This window comes from Streptomyces sp. NPDC048185 (assembly GCF_043202495.1).
Classification (GTDB): Bacteria; Actinomycetota; Actinomycetes; order Streptomycetales; family Streptomycetaceae; genus Streptomyces.
In genome coordinates this window covers 89,703-106,440 of the sequence record NZ_JBIDAN010000014.1, presented here as the reverse complement: position 1 = coordinate 106,440, position 16,738 = coordinate 89,703, and the positions used below count along the sequence as shown (strand labels likewise).

Below are 16,738 nucleotides of genomic sequence, written 5' to 3'. Positions count from 1 at the left end.
CCGGGCACGCCGCGCGTCCGCCGCCCGCGCGCCGGCCGGTCATTCCGGTGGGTCGGCGCCCTTGAGCCGGCTGCCGCTGAAGCGGCCCTGCGCACGGTGAACGACGTCGGCAGCCGGGCCAGGCGCCCCCGGCCACCTGGCACGCCGGTCCGGACGCGCCGCGCGCTCGCCGCCCGCGCGCCGGCCGGTCATTCCGGTGGGTCGGCGCCCCCTGAGCCGGCTGCCGCTGAAGCGGCCCTGCGCACGGCGAACGACGCCGGCAGCCGGGCACGGCACCCCGGCATCCGGCGCGGCCCCGCTTCCGGCCGGACGGCGCGGCACGCGCGCCGTCCGGCGGTCGGTCCCCTGATCCACCTCTGGCCGCCCGCCTCAGCCTCGTGCTACCAAGAGCCATGACACCGTCCCGCACATCCGGTACCTACGACGTCGTCATCGTCGGCGGCGGTCACAACGGGCTGGTCGCCGCCGCCTATCTGGCCCGCGCCGGGCGCTCCGTGCTGGTGCTGGAGCGGCTCGGCCGCACCGGGGGCGCCGCCGTGTCCACGCGGCCGTTCGCCGGGGTCGACGCGCGGGTGTCCCGGTACTCGTACCTGGTCAGCCTGCTGCCCCGGAAGATCGTGCGGGACCTCGGCCTGGACTTCCGGGTGCGCGGCCGCACCGTCTCCTCGTACACGCCGGCCCACCGGGACGGCCGGCCCACCGGGCTGCTCGTCGGCGGGGGCGAGCGGCGCACCCGGGAGTCGTTCGCCGCGCTCACCGGCTCGGAACGGGAGTACGGGGCCTGGCAGAGGTTCTACGGCATGACCGGCCGCGTCGCGCAGCGGGTCTTCCCGACCCTCACCGAGCCGCTGCCCACCCGGGAGGAGCTGCGCCGCCGGATCGACGACGAGGGCGCCTGGCGAGCCCTGTTCGAGGAGCCCGTCGGTGTCGCGATCGAGGAGCACTTCGCGGACGACCTGGTGCGGGGGGTGGTCCTCACCGACGCGCTGATCGGCACCTTCGCCGACGCCCACGACCCCGGCCTGGGCCAGAACCGCTGCTTCCTCTACCACGTGATCGGCGGCGGCACCGGAGCCTGGGACGTGCCGGTCGGCGGCATGGGCGCCCTCACCGACGCGCTGGCCGGAGCGGCCCGCGCCGCGGGCGCCGTGCTCGCCACCGGGCACGAGGCGGTACGGGTGGACACCGACGGGAGAACGGCCGAGGTCGCCTACCGGTCGGCCGACGGCGAGGCCGTGGCCGCCGCGCGTCACGTCCTGGTGAACGCCTCCCCGCGGGAGCTGGCGGCCCTGACCGGCCAGGCTCCGCCCCCGCCCGCCGAGGGCGCCCAGCTCAAGGTCAACATGCTGCTGAAGCGCCTGCCGGCGCTGCGCGACCCCGCGGTCGACCCGAGCGAGGCCTTCGCGGGGACCTTCCACATCGCGGAGGGTTACGAACATCTGGCCACCGCTTACGCCCGGGCCGCGGCCGGTGACCTGCCCGCCGCCCCGCCCTCCGAGATCTACTGCCACTCGCTGACCGACCCCACGATCCTCGCCCCCGGCCTCGCCGAGCGTGGCCTGCACACCCTCACCCTGTTCGGGCTCCACACCCCCGCCCGCCTCTTCGTCCGCGACAACGACGCCGTCCGCGAGGAACTGCTGAAGTCGACCCTCGCCCAGCTCGACGCCCACCTGGCCGAGCCCCTCGCGGACTGCCTGGCGACCGACGCCGACGGGCGGCCCTGCATCGAGGCCAAGTCGCCGCTGGACCTCGACCACGACCTCCGGCTGCCCGGCGGCCACATCTTCCACCGCGAGCTGTCCTGGCCCCACGCCGCCGAGGGCACCGGCCGCTGGGGAGTGGAGACGGGCCAGGCCAACGTCCTGCTCTGCGGGGCGGGGGCGGTACGCGGGGGAGGGGTCAGCGGGGTGCCGGGACACAACGCCGCGATGGCCGTGCTGGAGCAGACCGGGGGGTGAGCGGCGCATGCGCCGGGCCGGTCTGGGTACCGCGACATAACAGACATTCCGTACGCGAGACCAGCACGACAAGGAGCCCGTCATGGCGGACCTCAGCCCCATCGACCTGCAGAAGGCCCTCAGCGGCATGGACTATCCGGCGGACAAGAAGTCGCTCGTCGACTGCGCCCGCAAGAACAAGGCCGACGACAAGGTCGTCAGCCGCCTCGACGGCCTCAAGGAGAACAGCTTCGACGGGCCGAACGAGGTGCAGAAGGCCGTCTTCAACGGCTGACGGCCCTGCCCGCGGCCTGCCCTAGTCGGCCGACGGCGTCCACCCGGCCGTTTCGATCCGCGCCGCGTCCGCCGGGCGCGCGTCGTCGAACAGGACGTCGCCGGCCGCCTCCGCGCGCAACTCGTCGACGTACGCCCCCCGGCCCACGTAGAGCCGGTCGGTCGCGTACCGCCAGCGCAGGACGAGACCCCGGGCGGCCGGGAGGTCCGCCGTCAGGCGGTGCCACACGCGACCCGACCAGCCGCTGACCGTGCCCGCCGGACGCGGCTGCGGCGCCTCGCCGCCGCGCGTGGTCGTGAAGGGGACGGGCTGCCACGTGGTGCCGCCGTCCGTGGTGGCCTCCAGGGCGAGCACGTCCGCTCCCGGTTCGGTGTCCCACCACAGCGAGCAGTGCAGCCGCGCGTCCCCGGCTGAGGTGTCCAGCGCGGGCAGGGTGAGGGTCGCCGTCGCGGAACTCGCCGTCCCCGAGAACCAGGCGGTACGCCCGTGCGCCGGCCGGACGGGCACGGCGCGCGCCATGTTCGTGCCGGCCGCGACCCGGGGGGCCGAGCCCGAGCGCCAACTGCGCACCGGGTGCACGGAGTTGCCGAGCACCACCAGGAACGAGTCGGTCGTCGGGTCGAGCACCAGCGAGGTGCCCGTGAAACCGGTGTGCCCCGCGGTGCGCGGCGTGGCCATGGCACCCATGTACCAGTGCTGGTAGAGCTCGAAGCCGAGGCCGTGCTCGTCGCCGGGGAAGGCGGTGTTGAAGTCGGTGAACATCAGCTCCACCGACTCCGGCCGCAGGATGCGCGCCCGTCCGTAGGAGCCGCCGTTGAGCAGCGTACGGCCGAGCACCGCCAGATCCCAGGCCGAGGAGAACACGCCCGCGTGGCCGGCGACCCCGCCGAGGCTGAAGGCGTTCTCGTCGTGCACCTCGCCCCACACCAGCCCCCGGTCGAGGCCCGACCAGGGCCGGCGGGCGTCCTCCGTGGCCGCGATCTTCGGTCGCCAGGAGGCGGGCGGGTTGTAGCGGGTGCGGCGCAGACCGAGCGGCGCGGTGATCTCCTCGCGCAGCAGGACGTCCAGGGAGCGGCCCGTGATCTTCTCCAGCACGAACTGGAGCGAGATCATGTTCAGGTCCGAGTAGAGGTAGGCGGTGCCCGGCGGGCTGACGGGCGTCTCGTCGTAGACGAGCCGGACCTTCTCCTCGCGGGTCGGCGCGCTGTACAACGGGATCCAGGCCCGGAACCCGGAGGTGTGGGTGAGGAGCTGGCGGATGGTCACCGCTTGCTTGCCCGCGCGCCCGAAGTCCGGCAGGTACGAGGCGACCGGCGCCTCCAGTTCCAGTGCGCCCCGCTCCATCTGCTGCACGGCGAGGAGCGAGGTGAAGAGCTTGGAGATCGACGCCAGGTCGAACACCGTGTCCTCGGCCATCGGGATCTGCTGCCCGGCCGGGAACTCGACGCCGGTGTCGGTCTTCTCGTCGTACGCCCGGTAGCGCACCGCCATGCCGATCGGCTCGTGCAGCGCCACCGTGCCGCCGCGCCCGGCGAGCAGCACGGCGCCCGCGTACCACGGGTGCGCGGGGGAGGGGCCGAGGAACGCCTCGGCGTCCGTGACCAGTTGCCGCAGATGTCCGCGGAGCAGCCCGGCGCGCTCGGGCGAGCCGCGCCGGAGGGTGGGGCGGGGGGCCTTGTCCGCGACGGCCTCGGCGGGCCCGGCCGCGAACGGGGCGATCGCCAGCGCCCCGCCCAGCGCCAGGGCGCCGGCGCCCAGTTGCCGCCGTGTGAATCCGCTCGTGCCCTGACCGGCCATCGAAGAGCCTCCCGCCGCCGAAGCTGAAAGTATCTTTCCTGGATCGCCGTGCGGAGTGAAACTTTCCTGTCAGCGGCGGGTCGTGTCAATGGGGCGTGCGGGACGCACGGGCCGCGGCCCGCCGGTGGGTCACCGGACGGGCCGCGGGACGGTGCCGCTCAGCATTCGCGCACCCGGACCATCCGCGGCGCGGGCGACGACAGGACGTCCCGCTCGCACCAGCGGGACGTCACCCGTCTCTCCGCGGAGAAGAGCCGGGTCCGGTCCGCGTGTCAGTGTCATGACAGCGCAGGCCGCGGCGCCGCCCCCGCACGTCTTGACCCGCCCTCCGGACCGGCCGAGGATCAGCTCATGACGCCCGGACACCGCAGCACGGTCGACGGGGTGCTGCGGCGCAGCGCCCGACGCACCCCCGCGCGCGTCGCGGTGGAGTACCGCGACCGCTCCTGGACCTACGAGGAGCTCGACAGTGCGGTCTCCCGCGCGGCGAGCGTCCTGCGGGACCAGGGGCTCGCGCCCGGCGACCGGGTCGGCGCCTACGGGCACAACTCGGACGCCTACCTGATCGCCTTCCTCGCCTGCGCCCGCGCCGGACTCGTGCACGTCCCGGTCAACCAGAACCTCACCGGCGACGACCTCGCCTACCTCGTCCGCCAGTCCGGCAGCACACTCGTCCTCACCGACCCGGACCTCGCCGGCCGCCTCCCCGACGGCGTACGCACCCTGCCGCTGCGCGACGCCGACGGCAGCCTGCTCGACCGGCTGGCCGCGGCACCCGCGTACGACGGGCCCGAGCCGGACGGCGAGGACCTGGTGCAGCTGCTCTACACGTCGGGCACCACCGCGCTGCCGAAGGGCGCGATGATGACCCACCGGGCCCTGGTGCACGAGTACGTCAGTGCCATCACCGCCCTCGACCTGGGCGCCGGCGACCGTCCCGTGCACGCGCTGCCCCTCTACCACTCGGCGCAGACGCACGTCTTCCTGCTGCCCTACCTCGCCGTCGGCGCGACGAACATCGTCCTGGACGCACCGGACGGCGACCGCCTCTTCGACCTGATCGAAGCCGGCCGCGTGGACAGTCTGTTCGCGCCGCCCACGGTCTGGATCGGCCTCGCGAACCGGGCCGACTTCGCCACCCGCGGCCTCGACGGCCTGCGCAAGGCCTACTACGGCGCGTCGATCATGCCCGTGCCCGTCCTGGAGCGGCTGCGCGAGCGCCTGCCGCACCTCGCCTTCTACAACTGCTTCGGCCAGAGCGAGATCGGCCCCCTCGCCACCGTCCTCGGCCCCGACGAGCACGAGGGCCGCATGGACTCCTGCGGCCGGCCCGTCCTGTTCGTCGACGCCCGCGTGGTCGACGAGGACGGCAAGGACGTGCCCGACGGCACCCCCGGCGAAGTCGTCTACCGCTCCCCGCAGTTGTGCGAGGGCTACTGGGACAAGCCCGAGGAGACCGAGGCGGCCTTCCGCGGCGGCTGGTTCCACTCCGGCGACCTCGCGGTCCGGGACGCCGACGGCTACCTCACCATCGTCGACCGGGTGAAGGACGTCATCAACTCCGGCGGCGTCCTGGTCGCCTCCCGCCAGATCGAGGACGCCCTGTACACCCACGAGGCCGTCGCCGAGGCCGCCGTGATCGGCCTGCCCGACGCACGCTGGATCGAGGCCGTCACGGCCGTCGTCGTCCGCCGCGGCGAGGTCACGGAGGACGAACTGATCAGCCACGCCCGCGAGAAGCTGACCGCGTTCAAGGCACCCAAGCGCGTCCTGTTCGTGGACACCCTGCCCCGCAACGCCAGCGGCAAGATCCTCAAGAGGGAACTGCGGGACCGGTTCGCCGGTTCCTGACGCCGGCGAACCGGCAACCCCGTTGCGCCCACGGTGCCGGGCCGTCATGATCGGCGCCATGCCGACCTTCTCCGCGCACGACGGGACCGAACTCGCCTACCACCTGCGGGGTGACGGTGACCCGTTGGTCGTTCTGCCGGGCGGGCCCATGCGTGCCTCCGCCTACCTGGGCGACCTCGGCGGCCTGACGGCCCACCGCCGGCTCGTCCTCCTCGACCTGCGCGGCACGGGCGACTCCGCGGTGCCCGACGACCCCGCCACGTACCGCTGCGACCGGCTCGTGGACGACGTGGAGGCCCTCCGGGTCCACCTCGGACTGGAGCGCATGGACGTCCTCGCGCACTCCGCGGGCGGCAGCCTCGCCATGCTGTACGCCGCCCGCCACCCGGCACGCGTCCGGCGGCTCGTCCTGGTCACCGCCACGCCGTGGGCGCTGGGCATGCCGGCGACGGCCGAGGACCGGCTAGAGGCGGCGCTGCTGCGCAAGGACGAGCCCTGGTTCGACCAGGCGTTCGGGCCCTTCCGGGCCTGGTTGGCCGGCACCGGTGACTTCGACCCCGTGTTCGTCCCCTTCTTCCACGGCCGCTGGGACGACGCGAGGCGGGACCACGACGCACGCGGCGAGGAGGAGACCAACGAGGAGGCCGCCGAGGCCTGCCTGTCCCCGGACGCCTTCGACCCGCCCGCCACCCGTGCGGCCCTGGCCCGCTCGGCCGCACGGGTGCTCGTCCTCGCCGGTGAGCTCGACGGCGGCCCCCGCCCGGAGCTCGCCCGCCGCTGCGCCGACGTCTTCCCGCACGCCGAGGTCGCGGTCCAGCCGGACGCCGCGCACTACCCGTGGCTGGACGATCCCCGGTGGTTCGTGCGCCGGGTCGCCGCCTTCCTCGGGAACGGCTGAGGCGCGGGAGCGCGACGGGGTTCCCGCGGGACGCCCGGAGACCGAGGCGCCGGTCTTCCGGAAGGCACGCCCCGCATGGCCTGTCGGCGCTCCGACCCGATCGCTAGGCTGGCCCGCGGACGACGAAACCGGGAGGAGCACGGACGTGGCCGAGAGCACCACCCAACAGCGCCCGCTCATGGGCTGGGACAAGCCGGAGCTGGACCTCAGCAACGCGCAGTGGCAGTCCAGCAGCCGAGGGCTGGGGGATGTCCAGATCGCCTTCGTCGAGGGGTTCATCGCCATGCGGAACAGCGGCAGCCCGCAGAGCCCCTCCCTGATCTTCACCCCGGCGGAGTGGGGTGCGTTCGTGTCGGGAGCGCGGGAGGGGGAGTTCGACCTCACCTGACCCCGGCGCGGAATGCCGGGGGCCGGACACCGTCCGGCCGATCCGGGGTTGTTCCGCCCCATTTTCCGGACACGCGACCGTGAGCGCCCCGTCGCGGCCGACGCCTGAGCGAGGCTGACGCCACGAGGGGGAGGTCGTCCTTCCGGAGGTGAGGAACCCATGAGCACCCTGCCGGTCATCGCGGCGGTCGACGGTTCGCAGGACAGCCTGCGCGCACTGGACTGGGCCGTCGACGCGGCCCGCGGGCGCGCGGCGCCCCTGCGGGTGGTGCACGTGCGGCAGTACGCCTCCTGGGCGCAGGGCGACGTCCTGGTCGCCGGCCCCCCGGACACCGGAGAGGACCCGGTCATCGAGGAGGCCCGGGCCCGTCTGCGGGACCGGGCCGACGCGCCGGTGACGGAGTACCTCGGCATGGAGGGCGTACCGGGCGCCGTGCTGCCCGAGCTGGGCGCCGACGCCCAGCTGCTGGTGCTCGGTTCCCGCGGCCGCGGCGGATTCGCCAGCCTGCTGCTCGGCTCCAACAGCATGGCCGCCGCCCGCGACGCCGAGTGCCCCGTCGTCGTGGTGCCCCGCCCCGGCCGCGAGGTGCACGGCGAGCCACCGGCCGAGCCCGGCCCGCGCGTGGTCGTCGGCCTCCACGTGGACAGCCCCGACGACGCGGTGCTGTCCTTCGCCTTCACCGAGGCCGCGCGGCGCGGCGCCCGGCTCCAGGTGGTCGTCGCCTATCCGTGGCCGGTGCAGACCTGGGCCGCCGCCGGCCAGATGATGCCCCTGGTGATCGACGAGGTCTCCGTCGAGAGCGAGACCCGCGTCCTCGCCGACGGCCTCCTCGCGCCCTACCGGGGACGCCACCACGACGTCCGCGCCGATGCGTTCGTCGTGGCCGGTGACGCGGCGGGACACCTCGTCGCCGCCTCCCGGGACGCCGAACTGGTCGTCGTCGGCCGACACCGCCGGCGCCTGCTGGCCCCCGCCCGCATGATGGGCTCGGTCACCCACGCCGTCCTGCTGCACGCGGCGTCCCCCGTCGCGGTGGTGCCGCCCGCCCCGCCGGAGGAGTGAGCCGCGGTCGGCCGCCCGGGGGGAAACCGGACGCGATCGTCACCGGCACCCCGCGGCCCGGACACCCGCCCGCACTCCGTCCAGGGGGTCCGGCCACGTACCATGGCGGCATGTCGTTCCTCCGCCGCCGCAGCGCCACGCCCGCCGGGCCCGACTTCGACGTACTGGCCATGGACCCCGGCGACTGGCCCGGGAACCTGGGCGCCGGACTGCTCCCCGCGCCCGACGGCAGCTGCCAGGGCGTCTTTCTGCGCTACGACCTGTTCGGCGGGCGCGGCCCCGCGATGATCATCGGCAATCTGCCGGAGGGCTCCCCGGCCCGCGACGTCCCCGAGGGCGAGATCCCCTTCGAGGTGGCCCAGCTGCTGCTGGCGCTGGAGAACGACGAGGAGATCACCGTCGTCGGCAGCGAGGACGTGCCGGTCATGCAGGGCGACAACCTGCTGATCGTGCGCCGCCTCAAGCTCTCCGAGAGCCGGATCTCCTGCGTGCAGTTCGACCGCAGCGACAACGTCCTGGTGACCATCGCCGCCTGGGACCGGCCCATCACCGACGACCTGTACGCCCTGCTGAAGCCGCTCCCGGCGGAGCTTTTCCAGCAGGGCTGAACCGGCCGCTACCGCGCGGTCGTGAGCGTGACGTCCGCGGCCCGCACGTACGCGACCCGGTGACCGTACTGGATCTCGTAGTACCGGTCCTCGCCGGTCACCACCCGGTGGGACGCCTCGTCGAAGGTGACCGCGTAGTAGTACTCGCCGGGCACCTCGTCCCCCACCACGTACGCCTGCCCCTTCGGCAGCGTGTACCGCAGCGGTGACACGGCCTGGACGGGGACGTCCGCCGGGTAGGCGCCCTTCTCCGGGTAAGCACGCCCGTACACCGGGACGCTCTCCAGACCGGCGCGCGGGGTGACCAGCCGGCCCGATGCCGGTACCGCCGCCGGCTCCTTCTTCGGACTGTGGAACCAGGCCTTCTGCCCCAGGTACCAGATGGCCGTCCAGTCCCCCCACCGGTCGGCCACCGCGAACTGCTGGCCCGTGGAGACCCGGGAGGACAGGTCGTTCACCCCGGTCGTCGGGGTGGTGCCGAGACCCACGTCCTTGATCAGGGGCGCGTTCACGTCGTGGTCGGTGTACAGCCGCACCTCGCTGGAACCGTGGTCCGCGCACGGCGCGCCCGCGGTCTCGCAGCCGGTGTACCCGGGACGGTTCGTGTCGTAGTCGGGGCGGATCGTCACCAGCTGCGCCTTCTTGCCGGCGGTCGGCGTGATCGGCCGGCCCAGCAGCTGGAAGTAGTGCCGCCAGTCCCAGTACGGGCCCGGGTCGGTGTGCATGCCGGGAACGGTCGAGGTGGTCGGGCCGGGCACGTTGTCGTGGCCCAGGACGTGCTGCCGGTCCAGCGGGATGTCGTACTTCGCGGCCAGGTACTTCACCAGCCGCGCCGACGACCGGTACATCGCCTCCGTGTACCAGGCGTCCGGGTCCGCGAGGAAGCCCTCGTGCTCCAGGCCGACCGAGTTCGCGTTGACGTACCAGTTACCCGCGTGCCAGGCCACGTCCTTGGCCTTCACATGCTGCGCGATGTGGCCGTCGGTGGAGCGCAGCGTGTAGTTCCAGGAGACGTAGGTCGGGTCCTGCACCATGTTCAGGACCCCGTTCCAGGTCCCCTCCGTGTCGTGCACGACGATGTACCGGATGCGCTGGGAGGCGGGGCGGCCGCCCAGGTCGTGGTTGCCGTAGTCGCCGTCGCCGAACTCCTCGTACGGTGCCGGGATCCACTCGCAGGACACCGACGCCGGGCACTCGGTGCCGGCGGCCGAGGCGGCGCGCAGGCCGGTGTGCGCCAGTTGGGCGGTGTCGGGCGCCACACCGGGGCGGGCGGCCAGGGCGATCCGCTGTCCGGTGTCGGTGGTCCGCCGCTCACCGGCGCGGATCACCCCGTACACGTCGTCGGCGTAGGCCGCCGCCGTGGCGGAGTCGTCGGCGCCCGAGAAGCGGGCCACCGCCCCGTACCAGTCCGCGGGGTCGTCGCTGAGCGGCTCGCCCAGCTCACGCTGGGCGGCGGCCAGCAGTGCGGCACCGCCCGACACGTTCGCGGCCGGGTCGGTGCGCAGGGCGTCCGGGCTCAGCCCGGTCAGTTCGGCCGCCCTCGGCAGCGTGGTCAGCCGGGCCGGCAGCTCCGTGTCCGCCGGAACACTCGCCTCCCGCGGTCGCAGCGGGGCACGGGCGTCGTCGCCGCGCGGGTCCTCGCCGCTCCCACCGTGGTGCGAGGCGCCGGCCAGTGCGGTGCGGGCGTCGGTGAGGTGCATGGGGCCGTAGCCGCCGGTCACGCTGGGCGCGCCGCGGTGCGTGTCCCAGCGGGACTGGAGGTAGGAGACGCCGAGCAGGACCGACTGCGGCACGTGGTACTCGGCCGCGGCGGCGGCGAACGCCCGCTGGAGGTCGTCGGGCGCGGGCGGCGCGGCCGTCCCGGCGGCGGACGGTGCCGCGCCGAGCAGCGGCAGCAGCAGCGCCGCCGCGGCCAGGGCACCTGCCGTCGTACGGACGCGTCTGCCGCGGGCGGGCTCGGGGACGGGGGCGGATCCTCGCAAAGCGGCCTCCTGTGACGGTCGGGCGTAGCGGGGCGTGCGGGACCGGGTGTGAGGTCAGTCGTACCCGGCGGTCCGACGATCCGTCAATCATGCCGACACGGAGGCGATTTCCCACGTCAGCCGGGCTCCGGCGAGTTTCGTGGCGGCGGTCGGCGGGCCTGCGGGGCGTCAGTGGCGTACACCAATGGCCCTCTGCGCAGGGCGCGGACACACGAAAACCGCGGTGCCGCCCTCCAGGGGCGACACCGCGGATTCCCGTCCTCGTCAGCGCGTGCCGACCGCCGCGCGCACGGCCCGCCGGGCCATCTGACAGTCGTCGTGGAGCCGCCGCAGCAGCAGCCGCTGCTCCTCCCCGGAGGGCACGCCCCCCGAGTGAGCCGCTGCCGGGGCCACCGGACCCGCCTCCTGCATCGACCGCTGCACGGCCGTCTCGTACGTACGGATCTCCCGGGTCAGCACGAGCATCAGGTTCACCAGGAACGCGTCGCGTGCCGCGGGCCCCTGCGCCTGGGCGATCTGACTGATCTGCCGGCGGGCCACCGGGGCGTCACCGAGCACCGCCCACAGGGTCGCCAGGTCGTAACCCGGCAGGTACCAGCCCGCGTGCTCCCAGTCGACCAGCACCGGACCGGCCGGTGACATCAGGATGTTGGACAGCAGCGCGTCACCGTGGCAGAACTGGCCCATGCCCTGGCGCCCGGCCGCGTGGGCGATGCCGTGCAACAGCTTCTGCAGGTCGCCCAGGTCCCGGTCGGTGAGCAGGCCGAGCTCGTGGTACCGGGAGATCCGTGCCGCGTAGTCCAGCGGGGCGTCGAACGTCCCGGCCGGCGGCCGCCAGGCGTTCAGCCGGCAGACCGCGCCGAGCGCCGCCCTGATGTCGGTCCGCGGCGGCGCCTCCAGCGGGTGCCGCTGCAGTGCCGCGGGCCGCCCCGGCATCCGCTCGATCACCAGCGTGCCGTTGTCCGGATCCGCCGCGATCAGTCTCGGCACCCGCACCGGCGGGCGGTGCCGGACGAACGAGCGGTATGCCGCTATCTCGTGCCGGATCCGCTCGGCCCACGCGGGGGAGAGGTCCAGTAAACACTTGGCGACCGCCGTGCTGCGCCCGGTGGTGCCGACCAGGAGGACGGACCGCCCGCTGCGGCGCAGCACCTGCACCGGGGCGAACTCCGGGCAGATCCGGTGCACGGAGGCGATCGCCGTGCGCAGCTGGGCGCCCTGGGCACCGGACAGGTCGATTCTGCCGCTGAGCGGTTGCGTGCCGGCTCCCGCGCCGCGCCGCGCCCTGCCGGCACCGAGCACCGGGGCCGCCGGACGCGCGGGGGCGAGATAAGGGCCGCCGCCCGCCGCCGGGCGGGGGTGGAGCGATCGCTGCGGGGCGGACACGGAGGACGATGCTGCGTACATGGGCTGGACAGATCCCTTCGTGTGCCTGCTGTGCCTGCCTGGAGGCGTGCCCGCCGGAACGGGCGCGCCCTCCGAAAAGCCTTCGCGCTACCCGCCCGGCCGCCGGGGGCCACCCTGGGGAGTACCCCCGCGGCGACCGGGTCGAGGTGGCGCATTCCTACCTGACACCCGGCCGCCCGTGGCACACCATCTGGCGCACCCTGGCGAACGGTGGCGAATAGTCGCCCGGCAACCCGCACCGGGCTACTGTCAACTCAGCCGAGAACCTGGGGGCTTGACGTGAGCGGAGAACCCAACACCCGTCTGACGGACCTGTTCGGCCTGGCCGGCTGGTCCAAGGGCGAGCTCGCGAGGCTGGTCAACCGGCAGGCGGCGGCCATGGGCCACCCCCAGCTGGCGACCGACACCTCGCGGGTGCGGCGGTGGATCGACATGGGAGAGATCCCGCGCGATCCGGTGCCGCGGGTGCTGGCGGTTCTGTTCACCGAGCGTCTCGGCCGTGTCGTGACCATCGAGGACCTCGGTCTGGTCCGGCACGGGCGCGCGGGGAAACGGCAGGGCGGCGGGAGCGAGGAACATCCCGACGGAGTGCCGTGGGCGCCCGAGCGGACTGCGGCGGTCCTCACCGAATTCACGGGAATGGACCTCATGCTCAACCGACGCGGCTTGGTGGGCGCGGGCGCCGCGCTCGCCGCGGGCTCCGCACTCAGCAGCGCCATGCACGACTGGCTGCACACCGACCCTGCCCTGGCTGCCGACGCACCCCACTTCACCGATCCCCTGCACGCCGACCCCGTCGGGTACGACCGCTACGAGGCCGCCCCCATCGGGTCGCAGGAGATCGAGGAACTGGAGCGCTCGGTGGAGGTGTTCCGCGCCTGGGACGCCGCCCGGGGCGGTGGTCTCCAGCGCAAGGCGGTGGTGGGCCAGCTCAACGAGGTGGGCGGCATCCTCGCCTACCATCATCCGCCCCACCTGCAAAGGCGCCTGTGGGGCGTGGCCGCCAACCTGGCCGTACTCGCGGGCTGGATGTCGCACGACGTCGGCCTGGAGCCCACGGCCCAGAAGTACTTCGTCATCGCCGCCCATGCCGCGAGAGAGGGCGGTGACCGGCCCCGGGCCGGCGAGGCTCTGTCCCGGGCGGCCCGCCAGATGGTGCACCTGGGCCGGCCCGACGACGCGCTGGACCTGATGAAGCTCGCCCAGTCCGGCTCCGGCGAGCAGGTACTGCCCCGCACCATGGCGATGTTCCACACCATCGAGGCGTGGGCGCAGGCTTCCATGGGCAAGGGCCAGGCGATGCGCCGCACCCTCGGGCGGGCGGAGGACCTGTTCGTCTCCGACAAGAGCGACGTGCCGCCGCCGAGTTGGATGCAGTTGTTCAACGAGGCGGACCTGTACGGCATGCAGGCCTTGGCCTACCGCACGCTCGCGGAGTTCGAGCCGGACGCCGCGGCGCACGCCCAGCACTACGCGGACAAGGCGCTGGCGCTGCGGGTCGACGCACAGGAGCGGTCGAAGATCTTCGACCATCTCTCCATGGCGTCCGCCTGTTTCATCGCCGACGATCCGGAGCAGGCGGCCGGGTACGCGCGCCTGGCGCTGGTGTCGATGGGGTCCAACTCCTCGCGCCGCACCTGGGACCGGCTGCGCCAGATGTACCGGCTCACCGCCCAGTACGCCGGCTATCCGAAGATCCAGGAACTGCGGGAGGAGATCGAACTCGCCCTGCCCAAGGGGAAGTCGTCCAAGGGCAGGGGGAGGGGCGGGAACACCGCTCAGGCGTAGCGGACGGCGCGTTCGCTACGCCGGCACCCGGACGACCAGCACGCAGGTGTCGTCCAGCCCGCCGGACGGGCCGGATCCACCGAGTGCCTCCGTGACGGCCCGTAGACCGTCCCGCGCCGAGCGCGCCCCGGTCAGCAGGGGAGCCAGGGCGAGGAGGCGGTGCACGGCCGTCGGCTCGGACCCGTCCGTGTGCAGGAGCAGCAGGTCGCCGGCCTCGAGCGTCGTCGTGGCGCTCCCGTCCAGCTCGCGCCCCGTCCCGCCGCGGAACAGCAGCGGGGCGGGGCCTCCGGCGTGTGCCCACGTCAGGGTGCGGGTGAGGGGCCGGTAACCGCAGTACACCGCGGCGCGCACGGGCGGCAGGGTGGTGGTCTCCAGTAAGCGGGCGAGCCGGTCCGGCAGTTCGGAGGGTCGCGCGCCCGCCGTCGCCAGGCCACGCAGGGCGCTGATCACCATCGCCGGCGCCTGCGCCGGGGCGGTGTCCGGTCGCGCGAGGGCGCCGACGCTGAACAGCGTCCCGTCGTCGGTCAGGGGACACGCGTCGTACCAGCCGCCGCTGTCCGGCGTGCCGGCGGGTGCCGGCAGGTACCCGCCGGCCAGGTCCAGGCCGGGCCGCCCCTGCTCCGGGAACCGCAGGAGGGCGTGCCAGGGCGGTGGCACGGCCTCCTGCGGTTCTACCGCGGCCCGCTGCTCGATGGCCGCGTCCCGCGGGCGGCGGCAGAGCGAGTCACGGGTCTCGCTCACCACCCGCTGGCTGCGGCGCAGTTCGCTGACGTCCCGCAGTACCGCCCACATCGAGGCGGTGCTGCCGTCGGCGTCGAGCACGGGCTCGCCCATCATGTGCACGGTCCGTACGGTGCCGTCGGGGCGCACGACGCGGAACTCCCCGTCGATGGGCCGGGCGTCCACGAGACAGTCCGTGACCATCGCGGTCAGCTTCGACCGGTCCTCGGTGACCACCAGGGACGGCAGTTCGTCGAGGCTGAGGGGGGCGGCGGCCGGGTCGAGACCGAGGATCCGGAAGAGCTCGCCGGACCAGTCGGCCTCGTCGGTCAGCAGGTTCCATTCTGCGCTGCCGACCCGGCTGAGCAGCGAACCGGACCGTGGCGCGGGGGCCGGCCCGTCCCGCAACTGCGCCAAGTGCTCGTCGAGATCGCTGAGCTGGTGCAGTGCCAGGTCGTACAGCGCCCGCTGCCAGCGGTCCCGGGGGTCCGCCGCGTCGTGCCGGGTGTCCCGTCGCACGGCGTCCACGTCGCCCCGCAGCCGCCGCGCCTGCGAAATCAGTGCCTCGACCGAGCCGCGTCCCGGTGGCTGGGCGGCTGGGCGGTCCGCGGAGAGATGGGACGACATGACGCACTCCGATGTGCAGACGGTACGACCTGGGCGGATCCGAGGGGTGGCGGAAGGACCGTTACGACTGTTGCACAGCCCGCGACGCCCTGTAAGGGATTCGGCGACACACGATACGGTGGTGCTTCCGGCATATGCCAGCGTCTTCCCGGAGTGACTTCCGCGCGCGGACGACGTACGCCCGCCGGCCCGTCAAGTCGTAGCGCTTCTACGCGACTTGAGGTCCACCGGCGCCCAGGGGCGTCGTCGCCCAGGCGTTCGTCGGACACCCGTTCTAGGTCGGTGTGTGCAGTGCCGGACGCGGCGCCGGTTCGACCGTGGTCCGCACCCCCGTCTCCAGGGCCCGGACTCCCGCCTCGGCGACCACGGAGGCCGCGTATCCGTCCCAGGCGCTCGCGCCGGTGACCCGCCCGCGCCGGGTGGCGTCGACCCACTCCTGCACCTCGCGGTCGTAGGCGTCCGCGAAGCGTACGAGGTAGTCCTGCGGCACCTCCTCCCGGGCGCCGCCCGCCGCGGTCACCACCATGGTGTGCGCCTCGCCGATCCGCGCGCTGCCCGCCTCGCAGACGGCCTCGCAGCGGACCTCGTAGCCGAAGCCGCAGTTGACGAACACCTCCACGTCGACCAGCGCGCCCCGATCGGTCTCGAAGAGCACGAACTGCGGGTCGAGCAGCCCCTCGGGCGCGCCCGAGGACGGCCGGGGCCGCAGCACGGTCACCGCGGTCAGTTCCTGGCCCAGCAGCCAGCGGGCGGCGTCGATCTCGTGCGAGACCGAGCTGTTGACCAGCATCGCGGAGGTGAAGTGCGGCGGGGAGGACACGTTGCGGTGCACGCAGTGCAGCATCAGCGGACGGCCCAGCCGGCCGCCGTCCAGCAGGGACTTCAGCCGCAGGTACTCAGGGTCGTGGCGCCGCATGAAACCGATCTGCGCCAGCCTGCGGCCGAGCCGCGCCTCCGCCTCCACCACGCGCAGCGCGCCCGCGGAGTCGGGCACCATCGGCTTCTCGCACAGCACCGGCAGGCCGCGCGCGAAGGCGGCCAGCAGGGCCTCCTCGTGCGCCTCGCCGGGCGAGGCGATCAGCACGGCCTCGACACCGGGCGCGTCGAGAACGGCCTCGGCATCGCCGTGCACGGTGACCCCGTCGATCCCGGCCGCGGCGTCCCGCGCCCGCTCGACGTCGGGGTCCGCCACGGCGGCGACCCTGGCACCGCTCACCACGGCGTCGAGGCGCCGTATGTGATCGGCGCCCATGTGTCCCGCGCCCAGGACCGCGACCCCCAGAAGTCCGCTCACGCTCCGCCCGCTCCTTCCCTGTCCGCCGTGCATCCGCCGGGGCGGATGCGTGTACGGCGAACAGGGTTTCACGGCCGTCAA

The 16,738-nt window shown here is 73.9% G+C and carries 13 protein-coding genes; 8 read left to right on the top strand and 5 right to left on the bottom strand.

The window, feature by feature from the left end:
- Positions 1–392 precede the first annotated feature (392 nt).
- Both ACGF3H_RS31655 and ACGF3H_RS31650 read left to right on the top strand, forming a co-directional pair.
- Positions 393–1,961 carry an NAD(P)/FAD-dependent oxidoreductase gene (locus ACGF3H_RS31655; protein ID WP_362491613.1) on the top strand — a complete coding sequence of 523 codons (1,569 nt, stop codon included), beginning with the start codon at positions 393–395 and terminating at the stop codon, positions 1,959–1,961.
- A gap of 82 nt (positions 1,962–2,043) precedes the next feature.
- Entirely contained in the window at positions 2,044–2,235 is a 192-nt protein-coding gene (locus tag ACGF3H_RS31650) for a DUF2795 domain-containing protein (RefSeq protein ID WP_055420399.1), read from the top strand.
- A 21-nt stretch (positions 2,236–2,256) separates the two neighbouring features.
- On the opposite strand, the gene ACGF3H_RS31645 is transcribed toward ACGF3H_RS31650, so the two are convergent.
- Positions 2,257–4,032 (bottom strand): serine hydrolase, encoded by a 1,776-nt coding sequence (locus ACGF3H_RS31645; protein ID WP_362491615.1) that lies wholly within the window; start codon positions 4,030–4,032, stop codon positions 2,257–2,259.
- Between the two features lie 351 nt (positions 4,033–4,383).
- Between ACGF3H_RS31645 and ACGF3H_RS31640 the strand changes: the two genes are divergently transcribed.
- The 5 genes from ACGF3H_RS31640 (at position 4,384) to ACGF3H_RS31620 (ending at position 8,839) form a co-directional block, all read left to right on the top strand.
- Positions 4,384–5,883, top strand: a complete 1,500-nt coding sequence (locus ACGF3H_RS31640; protein WP_362491618.1) for an acyl-CoA synthetase — start codon at positions 4,384–4,386, stop codon at positions 5,881–5,883.
- Positions 5,884–5,941: 58 nt separating this feature from the next.
- Positions 5,942–6,781 carry an alpha/beta hydrolase gene (locus ACGF3H_RS31635; RefSeq protein ID WP_362491621.1) on the top strand — a complete coding sequence of 280 codons (840 nt, stop codon included), beginning with the start codon at positions 5,942–5,944 and terminating at the stop codon, positions 6,779–6,781.
- A gap of 145 nt (positions 6,782–6,926) precedes the next feature.
- Complete coding sequence (locus tag ACGF3H_RS31630; protein ID WP_007446660.1) at positions 6,927–7,169, top strand: DUF397 domain-containing protein; 243 nt, start codon at positions 6,927–6,929, stop codon at positions 7,167–7,169.
- Positions 7,170–7,328: 159 nt separating this feature from the next.
- The gene (locus ACGF3H_RS31625; RefSeq protein WP_362491625.1) at positions 7,329–8,231 is read left to right on the top strand and encodes a universal stress protein; all 903 of its coding nucleotides are present in this window, start codon (positions 7,329–7,331) and stop codon (positions 8,229–8,231) included.
- Positions 8,232–8,341: 110 nt separating this feature from the next.
- Positions 8,342–8,839 carry a hypothetical protein gene (locus ACGF3H_RS31620; RefSeq protein WP_362491627.1) on the top strand — a complete coding sequence of 166 codons (498 nt, stop codon included), beginning with the start codon at positions 8,342–8,344 and terminating at the stop codon, positions 8,837–8,839.
- An 8-nt stretch (positions 8,840–8,847) separates the two neighbouring features.
- Here the strand turns inward: ACGF3H_RS31620 and ACGF3H_RS31615 are convergent, their stop codons facing one another.
- Both ACGF3H_RS31615 and ACGF3H_RS31610 read right to left on the bottom strand, forming a co-directional pair.
- Positions 8,848–10,821 (bottom strand): N-acetylmuramoyl-L-alanine amidase, encoded by a 1,974-nt coding sequence (locus ACGF3H_RS31615; protein WP_362491630.1) that lies wholly within the window; start codon positions 10,819–10,821, stop codon positions 8,848–8,850.
- Positions 10,822–11,085: 264 nt separating this feature from the next.
- Positions 11,086–12,228, bottom strand: coding sequence for an aminoglycoside phosphotransferase family protein (locus ACGF3H_RS31610; RefSeq protein WP_362491632.1), 1,143 nt, complete (start codon positions 12,226–12,228; stop codon positions 11,086–11,088).
- A 279-nt stretch (positions 12,229–12,507) separates the two neighbouring features.
- Here ACGF3H_RS31610 and ACGF3H_RS31605 point away from each other — a divergent pair, with 279 nt between their 5' ends.
- Entirely contained in the window at positions 12,508–14,016 is a 1,509-nt protein-coding gene (locus tag ACGF3H_RS31605) for a hypothetical protein (RefSeq protein ID WP_362491634.1), read from the top strand.
- Positions 14,017–14,031: 15 nt separating this feature from the next.
- Here the strand turns inward: ACGF3H_RS31605 and ACGF3H_RS31600 are convergent, their stop codons facing one another.
- Both ACGF3H_RS31600 and ACGF3H_RS31595 read right to left on the bottom strand, forming a co-directional pair.
- Positions 14,032–15,363: a SpoIIE family protein phosphatase gene (locus ACGF3H_RS31600; RefSeq protein ID WP_362491637.1), complete on the bottom strand. Its 1,332-nt coding sequence runs from the start codon at positions 15,361–15,363 to the stop codon at positions 14,032–14,034.
- A 274-nt stretch (positions 15,364–15,637) separates the two neighbouring features.
- On the bottom strand, positions 15,638–16,657 hold the full coding sequence (locus ACGF3H_RS31595; protein WP_362491639.1) for a Gfo/Idh/MocA family oxidoreductase: 1,020 nt from the start codon (positions 16,655–16,657) through the stop codon (positions 15,638–15,640).
- Between the last annotated feature and the right edge of the window lie 81 nt (positions 16,658–16,738).